This is a genomic window from Paenibacillus sp. J45TS6, from assembly GCF_018403285.1.
In the GTDB taxonomy this organism is placed as follows: domain Bacteria; phylum Bacillota; class Bacilli; order Paenibacillales; family Paenibacillaceae; genus Paenibacillus.
In genome coordinates, this window is the sequence record NZ_BOSJ01000036.1 from 1 (window position 1) to 11,999 (window position 11,999).

Annotated in this window: 11 protein-coding genes; 1 reads left to right on the plus strand and 10 read right to left on the minus strand. The window is 36.6% G+C overall.

What is annotated here, in order from left to right; translation table 11 throughout:
* The 6 genes from KJS58_RS24430 to KJS58_RS24455 form a co-directional block, all read right to left on the minus strand.
* Window positions 1-314 (minus strand): IS110 family transposase (locus tag KJS58_RS24430; RefSeq protein ID WP_213536276.1); only part of this gene is annotated, 314 nt, incomplete at its 3' end.
* A gap of 108 nt (window positions 315-422) precedes the next feature.
* Window positions 423-1,136: an AraC family transcriptional regulator gene (locus tag KJS58_RS24435; RefSeq protein WP_306433118.1), complete on the minus strand. Its 714-nt coding sequence runs from the start codon at window positions 1,134-1,136 to the stop codon at window positions 423-425.
* Between the two features lie 286 nt (window positions 1,137-1,422).
* Window positions 1,423-3,501 (minus strand): beta-galactosidase, encoded by a 2,079-nt coding sequence (locus KJS58_RS24440; RefSeq protein WP_213536280.1) that lies wholly within the window; start codon window positions 3,499-3,501, stop codon window positions 1,423-1,425.
* Between the two features lie 454 nt (window positions 3,502-3,955).
* A complete protein-coding gene (locus KJS58_RS24445) occupies window positions 3,956-4,156 on the minus strand; it encodes a hypothetical protein (protein ID WP_213536282.1) in 201 nt (66 codons plus the stop codon).
* Window positions 4,157-4,185: 29 nt separating this feature from the next.
* Window positions 4,186-4,722 carry a tubby C-terminal domain-like protein gene (locus KJS58_RS24450; protein WP_213536284.1) on the minus strand — a complete coding sequence of 179 codons (537 nt, stop codon included), beginning with the start codon at window positions 4,720-4,722 and terminating at the stop codon, window positions 4,186-4,188.
* Window positions 4,723-4,943: 221 nt separating this feature from the next.
* Window positions 4,944-5,876, minus strand: a complete 933-nt coding sequence (locus KJS58_RS24455; RefSeq protein ID WP_213536286.1) for an alpha/beta hydrolase family protein — start codon at window positions 5,874-5,876, stop codon at window positions 4,944-4,946.
* A 202-nt stretch (window positions 5,877-6,078) separates the two neighbouring features.
* On the opposite strand from KJS58_RS24455, the gene KJS58_RS24460 reads away from it, so the two are divergent.
* Window positions 6,079-6,264: a hypothetical protein gene (locus tag KJS58_RS24460; protein WP_213536295.1), complete on the plus strand. Its 186-nt coding sequence runs from the start codon at window positions 6,079-6,081 to the stop codon at window positions 6,262-6,264.
* 272 nt (window positions 6,265-6,536) lie between these two features.
* Here KJS58_RS24460 and KJS58_RS24465 read toward each other — a convergent pair whose 3' ends face one another.
* The 4 genes from KJS58_RS24465 to KJS58_RS24480 form a co-directional block, all read right to left on the minus strand.
* Complete coding sequence (locus KJS58_RS24465; RefSeq protein WP_213536288.1) at window positions 6,537-7,814, minus strand: S41 family peptidase; 1,278 nt, start codon at window positions 7,812-7,814, stop codon at window positions 6,537-6,539.
* Window positions 7,815-7,911: 97 nt separating this feature from the next.
* On the minus strand, window positions 7,912-8,505 hold the full coding sequence (locus KJS58_RS24470) for a chloramphenicol phosphotransferase CPT family protein (RefSeq protein WP_213536293.1): 594 nt from the start codon (window positions 8,503-8,505) through the stop codon (window positions 7,912-7,914).
* Window positions 8,506-8,741: 236 nt separating this feature from the next.
* The gene (locus KJS58_RS24475; protein WP_213536290.1) at window positions 8,742-10,481 is read right to left on the minus strand and encodes an ABC-F family ATP-binding cassette domain-containing protein; all 1,740 of its coding nucleotides are present in this window, start codon (window positions 10,479-10,481) and stop codon (window positions 8,742-8,744) included.
* A gap of 102 nt (window positions 10,482-10,583) precedes the next feature.
* Entirely contained in the window at window positions 10,584-11,687 is a 1,104-nt protein-coding gene (locus tag KJS58_RS24480; RefSeq protein WP_213536291.1) for a serine hydrolase domain-containing protein, read from the minus strand.
* Between the last annotated feature and the right edge of the window lie 312 nt (window positions 11,688-11,999).

Here is an 11,999-nt window from a genome sequence, read left to right on the forward strand (position 1 = left end):
ACATGCAGTGGATTCACCACACCGTATTTTACGTGCTTTTCTTTTAAAAAATAAACAAGGTTCAGCCAGTAGTGCCCTGTTGGTTCCATTCCAACGATAACATCCCGGAAGGATTGCTCCTTTGAGATCTCCCAGAACCAGTTCACGAACAACTCAAATCCTTCTCGGTTATTCTCAAACGTAATGGGCTTCCCAAACTCGACTCCGCGGTAGTCTTGTGCTCGAGCCACATGCTTGAATTTTGCAATGTCGACTCCAACAATTAAGGTAGAAGAAGTAATTTGATTAATGCGTTCATTTTGAGTAGAATTCATTTTGTAGTCTCCTTGGTTTGTTTTTTGGATCCGGTCGCTGGCCAGCTTTGGGACCCAATAACATCATACCAAGGAGTCTTTTTGTTTCTCAAACCACGTATTTCTTCATTATAGGAATGCTGCCCCTTTGTGTAATCGAAGGCGCTGTAGATAGTGACTGGGATTCACGCCATATATCTCTTTAAACTTACGTTGAAAATGCTGCTTGGAGTAACCGACCGTATCTGCAATATTAGCGAGGCTTAAGTCTTCCATATAATGCTGTTCCATATATTGTACCGAGGCGCGAAGCATTTCTTTGGCGCTCGTGCTCCTTCGATAGTTTTGCATTGGCTTCTCGCTATGAGTCGTTGTAGCGATGTACGTTATCATACTATATATTTTCGTAGAAGCCGTATGATATGGATCGCTCTCCTCAGTTTCACTTACATGCCATAACTCCTTGATATCTGATTCAAGCTGCTGTATCGTTGATTCATTCACTGAGATTGGTTTCATAATTGTAAGTTGTAGTGCGTTAACAAGGGACTCAACAAAGCTTCCCTCGATTCCCATATATCCTAATAGCCAGGGTTCAGTTGCCGATGGACCATAATCATGAGCGAGTTTGCCTGGCACAAACAAGATATCTCCCCTTTTCATCTTAATGTAAGGCATGTTTTCAAAGTGAAAGGTACCTGATCCTCCAAAGCAAATCATGCACTGAAATGTTGGATAACCAATAGGCCGATGCATCATGTGCTGGTGATGTAATCCGCAACTATACAATGACAATGGTAATTCGATTTTGCCTTTATTATGAAAAAGCCTGAATGGTAACATGCTCCTCTTAGATCTCTCCTTCAAAATGAGACAACAATACTGTTCTGAAGTACTGCAATCTGAATGTAGTTATATTCTAATCTTAGACTTATATATAATTATAGATCAGTAATTAATCGAAATGAACTAAGGATTGATTAATCCCAACAAGGTGATGAACTTAGTTCATGATTAGTACCCATCGTTAAATAAAACCAGAACCCTCTCAAATGTAGGATTCTGGTTTTTAAATACATGAACTCATGTTAATAAATCTACGCTGCTTCAAATCTACTGTATAACTTTCTTAATGGTTCTTGCTTTCAAACTCTCTATAGAAATCGTCTCGTATTTCCGATACCGCAAGGTAACATTGCTTTCCATTCAACAACCTTGCTGGTACTCTCCACACATCTCCATAATAATAACTGTCAGCAACGAGTTCTTCATCTGCGTAGATTTGTGCTACATCGCCATAGTAATCAATATCTAAGAACCCTTCTGATCCTGTAACGGAGATTTTTTGCCATTTGACTTTTCGCTCCCCGCCAATATGGAGTTGCTCTGTATGTTTCGGTTCAAATGGAGGCTGTTCTACATCATAATACCTAATAGCAGGTGCTGTATAAGATTGCTGAATAGACTTTCGTTTAAATCTTACACCATTCCAATACCAATATTGGAATTCACCGTCTTCCACAGAACGAATTTCACCGGCAACTTTGTACAGGTCACATCCATCACCTACATAAAGCTCCCCATCCAGTCTGCGCAGATAACGTGCCTGATCCCAACTAAGTGTAACAACAGTGGTGCCGTTGACCTGAAATGCAGATTCAAACCCCGCCTGAGCTGTTATATTCTGTCCATCACTAAATTGATATTCTGGTGTAATTCCAGGAATTTGCGCAAAGAAGTAGGTATCTCCTTTTCTGCATAGCGGTTGCGCTGTGGCATAGTCAAGAACAATACCTGACAACTCCATATGGAACGGCATGAAGAAGCTTACTTCTCCACATACATTAATCGACGGGAATATGACACTCCCTGTATCAATTTGAACATTCCGCACATCCTGAAGCTTAGAAAGCCTTTGATAATGGTTAACAAATACATATCCACTCTTACCATCTGTCCGCATCACATATCGTAATGAGGTAGTATCCTTTCTTGAAACTGAATTCTCAGCTTCTACTCTAGTCATCGGTGCAAGTGTCTCCTCAAAATCCTGTACAAACAAATGAAGGATATTCAGCAGTCTGTACTGCTCTCGAACTTCTCCATACTCCGATAATGCACACTGAAAATCATATGAAAGAATGGGATAATCATTCGGATAACCTGTTGCTTTTGATTCCTGGAAAGTCGACAGCTTGCCAATTTTATTGGTTCCACCATGGTACATATAGTAGCCAATCAGATTGTTACCATCACCAATCTTTACAAGCGATATGCTGTAAATATCCATACCTTTAATTATTGGTCTGCGGTGATGTGTGACTTGAATACCTCCACCCAATTCGCAAGTTGCAAATGGATATCTTTCATATGGCAATCGCCATTGCCCATCTTCTTCAATTTCTTGAGGAAGGAGATCAGCTCCTATGCCTGTGTCATTTCTCATACCAGTAAAGAAATAATGAGGAGATGGCGGAAGTTGATTTAGGTGATCGTCCCATGGAGCATCACAGTATCCCCCAAATACAGGAAACACCTCATCAACAGGAATTCGAGCTCCCTCCACAGCATTCCATCCAGTTACCGTATATATTGGAGCAATCATGCCGCATTCAACAGCCATTTCTTTTAACGTGGCCAGATGCTCAGCATCATTGGTTAACTCATTCTCCAACTGAACGGCAATGATGTTTCCTCCATCTTTATAGAAAAGTCCTTGTACCTGCTTCGAAATATTTTCATAAAAGATACGTACTTTCTTAAGATATTCTGGATTGTTCTCACGCAGCTTAAATGGTTTCTGGAGCAGCCAATCCGGAAGTCCGCCGTTTCTGCATTCGCCGTGCGCCCATGGTCCAATCCTTATGACAGCTTCAAGTCCAGCCTTCTTACATTCCAATATAAAAGCACGGAGATCATTGTCACCTGAGAAGTCGAATACCCCTTCGCTCTCTTCATGATAGATCCAGAACACATAGGTAGATACAAGCGTTATTCCGCCTGCTTTCATTTTACAAAGCTCTTCATACCAGTCACTTCTATTGTATCTGGAATAATGAAATTCACCCATGACCGGAATAGAAGGCTTACCATTGCGTGTAATATATAAACTTGTTACATTAATCTTATCTCCTTCAGGATTTTCCCCTCCAAGATTTAAATGATTTTGCAAAACCTCAGGTCTCTGATATTTTTTAAATTTATACATCACAGTCTCCCTCTCCTAATCTTAATCTTAATCTTGTCTTATACTGATGTCATTGTAACGTAGAGGATGATCGGTACGTTAGGATTATCATGATGATAAAATAGTACAAAATGAACATTTTCATGAAAGTAAGTATGTAAACAGAAATGCTCGGTAGGTCATAGTGAACGTAAAGGTCTACATTCGCGGCTGAATTGCAAAGCTGGAAAAAACTTAAAACAAGTGAAAGTGCTGTATCTGTAGAATTGACACACAAAAATGGAGCGATACCCCAACAAAGGGATACCACTCCATTTAACCAGTACATCTAATCACTATTTAGATATGTATCAGATCGATAATCGGTCTATGTTCTTCTTCTTGGCTCTGGACAACAACTTGTGCCGAATACCTTTTTCATGCCCTTTACGTGCGACATCAATTCAGTGAATATTAAATTGTAGACAAACTGGGATTACCTTTCTTTATTCTGCCGTTCATAATCTATTACGGAACCTACAACAATGCCTAATAACATTCCAAAACCTGCCCCCAGTGCAATACTGAAACCTATGTTAAGGTCTAAGAAATTACATATTATCATGCCTATACAAGCCCCAATAATAAATCCAACAACAAGAAATACTGATAAAAATTTATGTTTATCGTTTTTCATCGTTTCCTCCTCAAATTGATCTTCATATATCAACACCTACTATCAAAAATATAATATAAAGCTGCTATATCTAAACAATGTAGGTTTAATGATCTTAAACTTATTGTTATGTCTCTTGGAAACACAGGGTTATGATAACTAACTTCTGCTACTATTTCATTATCCTCACTTGTTGAAAAGAAAACTCTCTTATCTCCTACGTCTTTTTTAATTTTCAAGAAAATCTCTCCATCAATTTGAACATCAACTCTTGGATTAGTTTTTATCTTAGTTCGATCAACAACCGAAAAATCTCCAATAATAATGGAAGTGCCCTCCCATTTAGATTTTATCAAATTATCAAGCCCTAATTTTTCGTTTATATTACAAACAACATTATCACTATTATCAGATGCCTTAATATTTACAACAAAGGTATGATTCATCACTAGATCACAAATTCTCTGAAATCTATTTTTGTAAACCCTTTGAACTGAACCAATCTTTTTATTATGTATGTCATAGATGATTATAGGACTAATATTCCCTTTGAGTATTGGTTTCTTAAAAGTATATACTTCTTCCATTTTAAACTCCTTTTCATTTAATGATAAAAAATTGAATATCCCGATTTGATATATACTCTTCTCAGAATGAATTAACAAAGAGGTCTTCACCACTATATACGTCCGCTCCCATCAAAGAGACTGTGAATTTTTTTGTGATTTGGATATTCATTGAAAATAATTAAAGCAGACGGAGACTTATCTGTAAGTGCCATCTGCTCTTTGCAATCAGTTGTACTGTTTTAATCCTCAAAAATATTTAAACTTTGATTTTGATATAATTCATTGCCTTCTATCTCCGCATTATCTCCAATAAATGCTTTACTTGCTTCTTCGTCATCTTGTAATTGCCACATAAACCAAGCTGTCACATAGCCATCTGCCGCATACAACATGTCTCCATGTTCATGGCCCGCTTTACGCATCATAACTTTTGGTGCATTTATCTTTTCATACATTGTTTTCATACTTTCTAGAGGAATAACCATCTGAGTTTCAAAGTTCCCAGTTCCTGCAATTAACATGGTCGGAATCTTTATTTTTGTTAAGTCATATGGAATATTTAGCTTAATAGCTGCTTCTTCATGTGTTGGCGAAAGAGCTACAGCAGTTTTATAAAGATCACTATGATTGTTTTCTGTTATTGCATTAAATACCCCTACTCCACCTTGAGAATGCCCGGATATGCCGATATTATCTAAATCAACTCTATTGTGAAAAATACTATCCTTGTTACTATTTTCTTTAATGATATACTCTAACGTTTTATCGGCGGATTCTCCTGACCACGTTCCAGGATCCTCATTACCTAACACAATGAAGCCCCAAGATGATAAATGTTTAAATAAAGCTTTATATTTTGATCCATATACACCAGTTCCATTTACAAATACGACTACTGGATATTTTCTTTCACTTTGTTCTAATTCTTCAGGATAATATACTTCATATTTTTTCAATACTTCAGTCGTTTTTTCTTCCTTATATTTCACTTCATAATTACCCATCGCTAAATATTTTGCTTCAATATCTCCTCCAGTTACGACGGTTTGCGTATAATCATTAGGAACCATTGGGGTTCGTACGATCTTAACAACTAGTAAAGTTAATAGAACAACAAAAACTAGTGTTATAATTCCAATGATTTTCAACATTTTTTTTAACGCTCTTTTCATCTTGCTTAATCTCCTTCTTAGTGCATTCAATACCAGTTAGAATCTGTCCGAAAGTAATCATAGATCGACCGAACAGAGATGGTTGCTGCATATTTTAAAAATCTGCTAGTGCATTTGATTAACATTAACATGAAAAAATAAACTGAAAATAAACTACAAGCAGAGTAATCCCCCTTCACTTGAAGGGGGATTTTGTGATTGAATGCAGTTCACTTACGTACAGATGTCCAAGAAGGGAATAAGGAAGACGTTCAAAATCCTCATTGTAGAAGACGACAAAAATACAGCTAAATTAATTAAGATCGCTATTGGGTCTGCAGGATATGAGGCATTCTTGGCGGAGAATGGCATGTTGGCTGTTACATACGGATTCTGTGTTTTAATTTAGTGGATCGCTCATAAGATGATTTGACACCGTTACTTGTTCTCCATGATAATGCGTCATCAAATATAGTACAGAGAGCAAATAGGAGGGGCTTGAACTCTTTTTTCTATTCAGTTTTAAGCCCGTATAATGTAACAGGCGTAAAATATAACTATTCATACTGGATGGGGTTTTAGAGCAATGTTTAGTATATCGGTTGGAATAGCGTCCCTTTTGTAAACATTTGTGGATTAACGATTTGTTTTGAATTCCATTCTTCTTACTAGAACTGTTCCTTAACTCTTCTCTATTAATTTCAATGCTTGCTGGAGATCTATATCTTCTTCAATGTGTTTAGGTGTCCATTTTATATATACATGAGGCTGAATTCCCTTTCCATGTACAGGGTCTATTTCTGTTTTCTGCTGAAGTCTTGATATTGGATAACATAGGGAGAATTGTTTGTCCCACTGGACACACACGATGTCACTATAATCGTTTAATCCCATGGTGGCACGTCCTACTATGGTTACTTTGGATGAATCTTTACTGGTTTCAACAAATTCTTCCCCCGCACTTGCACAGTAATAGTCAGATAAAATGATTACTTTTTCTGGGTTGTTTTCCCCCTCGAAATTGTTTTCTAAATCTGCAATATATTCCGAAAAATCAAAAGCAACAAAGCCTTGATTCCGATATGTTTTAAATTGGTTTTCACCGTACTCTATCATTTTCAGAGTTTCTTCATTATTTGTTGAACTTCGAACTTTCTCGGCCTGTGCTAAAAAAAGTTCCACATTACGGTCAGAACAATTAAATTCTCGGACTTTAAGAGGAGAACTTGGCTTCTCTCCTTTTTTAAAGATATATCTCAATAGAGAAGAAGAAGCATGAGAATTACCTCCCCTATTATTCCGAACATCAACAATCATATTTTTACTTTTAAGCAGGTCATCTTTAAGTTCTTCTATTAAATTCACTATTCTATTGGTATCTGCAAAATCAGAAAAGGTGAATAGTAAAGTGTCTTCGTTAATAAGATCAATAGAATACGTTGATTTTCTAGGAGTTTTTTTGTAAAGTTTTAATTCCAATTTTTCTAACTCATTATTCTTGTTCATCATCTCAAAATACGAAGCTTTATTCAGGATTTCATCCCATTCTTCTCTCTCAGGATGAGATTCCCTAAGCATGGTATGGTGCATTTTTCTTATAGAAGAAATGGATTCTCCATCGATGGAAACAATTTTTGCCCCTTTTTCAAATCGATCCTCTTCATTCGTCTCTGTTACGTATAAAGTGTCTTCGTAATTCCTTACAGTAAAACCACAAGTTTTAACTTCTACCTTTTCTGAATTATGTAAATTAAAATACATATGACGATCTTTGAAACTAATAAGGTATTCATTTACAAGTTCAGTAAACAGTTGCGGCGTAATGAACTCATTTGTTTCAAGATTATCTATTTTCTTTGTATAATAATCAGGATGATCCCACCCTTTTTTCTCTTCATATCCTGCATAATCCTGATGCATAATAGAAACAATTTCAGTAAATATATTTAAGTACTTCAATTGACATTCCCCTCTCAATCTTTATATAAAATAACCCCCAAACAATTGAATTGGTTGGAGGTTGTTTTGAATATGTATTGTCTGATAGATCCGCCGTCTAGGAGATACTAACCTTTCTTTTATGTAAATTCTTGAATACCGAGTATTCCTTATCGGTCTTAATATAGCTTAATATCTTTTCGGCACATTCTGCTGGATTCAACTCTTCTGTATTTACTTCGAGGTCATATTCGTCAAAGCAATATACTTTGCTAAACTGTGAAGCTGCTAGTCCAATCTGTCTATCTCCTCTTGCTTGCTCTCTTCTTGTGAGTTCTTCCTTTGAGCATGTTACACCTACAAATAACGTAGGCCGATTGAAAAATTGATCAAGAAACGCAGTAAACCTTTTGTCATTGTCGATTACGGTATCGGCTATTACATTAAAACCCAATTCCAATAACAATGTAATTGTCGAATGGTACACTGAGAATATGGAATCATCAACGATTTGTGAGACAACTTGATGATCTATTCCTCTTGGAGCTTCATCTGGAAATTTATTGTTAACAAAATGATTGTAATTAATAAAAAATTCATCAATAGATAAATGATAAAAATGAATTTCTTTCTGATTTATCAGTTCAGTCGATATGGATGTCTTTCCAGAACTTGAAGTCCCATTTAAGTATACTAATATCCCTTGCTTCAGAGTAATCATCCCTTCAAAATGTAATCACTGCGTCTCTTTAGAATAACGTGATATTTACAAATTACATAAAATTATCCAACCTGGAAAGTATTCGCGTGATGATTAAAATATTCCTGCCAGTCCGTTCAACGAGCTGCCGATTGAGTTCTCCTTCCTGTGTGGATCTCTCCCCCTCATATAAAGAAATCCATACAGCAAAAAGACACTGATATTCTACCCATCAGTGTCTCTTTCGGTTATAGCAGTTTAATTAGCTCTTCTAACTCATCTACTAATACTTTTGCTAATTCAAAATTAGTATCCTTTAAAGCCAATTCTATTTTCATTTCAATCGATTTTTTCTTTTGTTCCATTTCGAGATAGTCTTTATTAAAATGACTCGTATAAATCATCTGTCTAAATTCTTGCATACTCATTTTACTAATCGTCTTATCGTCAATGATTAAAACGTAGTCCATCCCATTTACAACAGAATAGAAATCATGAGAAATCATGAGAACCGCACCTTTATAGTCTTGGGTGGCTTTCTCCAGTGCGATTTGTGTATAGGTGTCTAAATGGCTTGTCGGTTCATCAAGAAGTAATACGTTTGCTTTAGTGGCAGAAACCTTAGCCAATTGAAGCAAGTTTTTTTCTCCACCAGATAATGATCCAATCTTTTGATCAAGGATTTCTCCTTCAAAGCCATAGTTTGCAACATACGACCTAATCTCATCATAAGTTTTAAACCCAGCATCGATGAACTCATCTAGTATTGTATTCGAATCCGTTAGCATTTCGCCTTGAACCTGAGATAAATAAGCCGCGGTAACATCCGCATTTATTTCAATTGAATCATGACTGTTTTTAAAGATATCTCGGAGTAACGTCGTTTTCCCGGTACCGTTTGGACCGATAATGGCTACTTTATCTGTAGATTTAATCTCAAAGCTAACATTGTCTAACAGCAGCTCGTCGAAGGCAACACGATAATTACTGACATTTATAACCGTAGTGTCATCCATCTCATGATCCATATCAAAACGAATATTCGGCTGCTTAATATCAACAAATGGTGCTTTAATTCTACGTGCTTCCAATCTCTCTTGGAATCTAACTCTAGCTTTTAATGCTCTCCCTCTAGATGCTTCTGAATTAATAGTTGCGATCGCTCTAAGATTATCAATGATGCCATCGTATCTTTCAATTTCTTCTTGTTCAGCGACTGCGATTTCTTGCAACTCTATTTTTGTCTGAAGTAATGAGAAATTATACTCAATATATCGACCATCAAACTCTTGGATCTCTGTGTTTTCAAGGTGTATAATTTTGTTGAAACAATGGTTCAATAGATATCGGTTGTGTGTAACAACGAGCAGCATTCCCTTGTGAGAATTAATCAAATTTTTAAGCGCTCTTAGATTTTCAAAATCCAAAAATACATCGGGTTCATCCATAATCATGAGGTCCGGACGACTAAGCATTTCCTTCATCACTTGAATGAGTTTGAATTCCCCTCCGCTTATGGAGGATATGTTAAGATCTTTTAGCTTCATAAGGTTTGCCAGATTCAGCTGCTTATTAATGGTGCTTTCAAAATTATCCCCATCCATCGACTCAAAGGCGTCCAAAGCAGATTGATACTTTTCCAAGAGCGCATCCATATCCGACGTGGTTGCCATTTCAGCATAAATCGATGTGATTTCATCTTGTATCTTAATAAATTCTTCTCCTATATATTCAAAAACGGTCATTTCTTTCGTTTTGTCTACTTGTGAGAACTGACTTACGTACCCGATGCTGCAATCCGGGTCTATCTCTAACTTGCCATCGAACAAATGTCTTTCGGGATCCATCAGTATATCGATCAGTGTACTTTTCCCACTGCCACTGGTTCCTATAAAAGCGCAATGTTGCGCCTCTTCAAGCGTAAACGAAATGTTATTATATAGTTCCTTTTGTGGAAATGAGAAGGATAAGTTATCAACTTTTATCATCGTGTTACCTTTCTTTACAACTAAAATGTTGGCTATTATTAATAGTATTATCAAACACAGACTTTTAGAGTAACACTGTTTACTACCAAGTACAATTCATTTTTAGCCCTCACCCACAATTCGAAATTCTTTGTTACTTTCATGAGTTTTGCTTCTTATGATTGCTTCAAGTATTTTTTTGCCTGCAGAGTCTATCATCGTTCCTTGCGAAGGCTCTTTTTTAGTAATCCATTTCTTTAGTTGAGCGATATAATAATCGATAAGAGAATTCGAGAAAAATGAATAATTGGATAGCAATACAACTCCTGCACGGAGTTCCTTACTGAAAGCTAGATAACTATTAAAACCAGCGGTAGCCCCGTTATGCCAGAGGATTCCTTGATTTAGAAGATTATCCTCAGCCCAGCCAAAATAACGGTTTGATTTTTCAATCGATATAGGAAGATGACTTTTTAGCAGTGTAGAGGCTACCGGATTATCATCATTTAGATTGGCTTGGACAAATAAGCTCAAATCGCTAACAGATGACTTAATCCCCCCAGCTCCTTCATGTATAGAAAGATCATCCCAATGAGGGACTCTTTTCCCACTTGAAGCATGTCCATTTAAAAACCTGCCATTCTGTTCTGAAACAAGCTTAACGGCTGTCTCGTTCATCTTTAATGGACTCGTTATGTATTTTTTCAACAGTTCGTCATACGTATGACCTGACACCTTACATAGAATGTTTCCAAGTATGGCCGCACCGATATTGGAATATCCAAAAGAACCGATCTGATCCGTGAAGTCTGCAGTAGATAAAAAAGCAGTTAAATCTTCCTCGGTATAAATTAAATAAGGATTCGATCTGTTTTTAGATAAAATGTGGTTTGTTGCTAATACAGGTAATCCAGAGGTATGGGTAGCAAGGCTTTTCAAGGTAATCTTATTCAAATAATCGTTGTTGGCATTTGGCACGTACTTACCAACGATGTCATCCGAGGAAAGAAGTTTTTCCCTTTCCATTTCTAATAAGAGTATGGATGTAAAAACTTTAGTAATGGAGCCGATTTCAAACAACCTATGTTCAGGGGGGATCATACTTTTCTTTTTATTATTGCAAAACGAGTAGTATTCAACATCTCCATCCCTAATCATCCCGATAACAAGTTGTAAATGTTTTTTATCTTTCGTGTAATCTGAGACCAAACTATGTATATCCTTCATTGTAAAAGTACTCCTTTTCGTTTTATGAGCCCTCTCATTACTCGAATTTAAAAATCTAAGTTATCCTGACTATTTCGAGCAGATAAATGATGTATTCGTTACCATATTCCATTCTTCCTGTCCGCTAGCTTAGAATTAACGAACGTAATCAATTAGAAACGTGTCCAATCGGAAATGGGAGATACAATCAGGACCACCCGTAAAACGGGTGGTTTGTACTTGGGGTATAACCCCTTGTTGCCAAACCGCGCCTAAAGACGCTAGCCTGACAGTAAATCTGTTCAGGCTCATTGTTATTTGTCACTTTCACTT

Excerpts from the sequence above, each read along its gene's own strand:
- KJS58_RS24435 (WP_306433118.1), bottom strand. The coding sequence starts at position 1,136 with ATGTTACCATTCAGGCTTTTTCATAATAAAGGCAAAATCGAATTACCA.
- KJS58_RS24440 (WP_213536280.1), bottom strand. The coding sequence starts at position 3,501 with ATGTATAAATTTAAAAAATATCAGAGACCTGAGGTTTTGCAAAATCAT.
- KJS58_RS24445 (WP_213536282.1), bottom strand. The coding sequence starts at position 4,156 with ATGAAAAACGATAAACATAAATTTTTATCAGTATTTCTTGTTGTTGGA.
- KJS58_RS24450 (WP_213536284.1), bottom strand. The coding sequence starts at position 4,722 with ATGGAAGAAGTATATACTTTTAAGAAACCAATACTCAAAGGGAATATT.
- KJS58_RS24455 (WP_213536286.1), bottom strand. The coding sequence starts at position 5,876 with ATGAAAAGAGCGTTAAAAAAAATGTTGAAAATCATTGGAATTATAACA.
- KJS58_RS24460 (WP_213536295.1), top strand. The coding sequence starts at position 6,079 with ATGCAGTTCACTTACGTACAGATGTCCAAGAAGGGAATAAGGAAGACG.
- KJS58_RS24475 (WP_213536290.1), bottom strand. The coding sequence starts at position 10,481 with ATGATAAAAGTTGATAACTTATCCTTCTCATTTCCACAAAAGGAACTA.
- KJS58_RS24480 (WP_213536291.1), bottom strand. The coding sequence starts at position 11,687 with ATGAAGGATATACATAGTTTGGTCTCAGATTACACGAAAGATAAAAAA.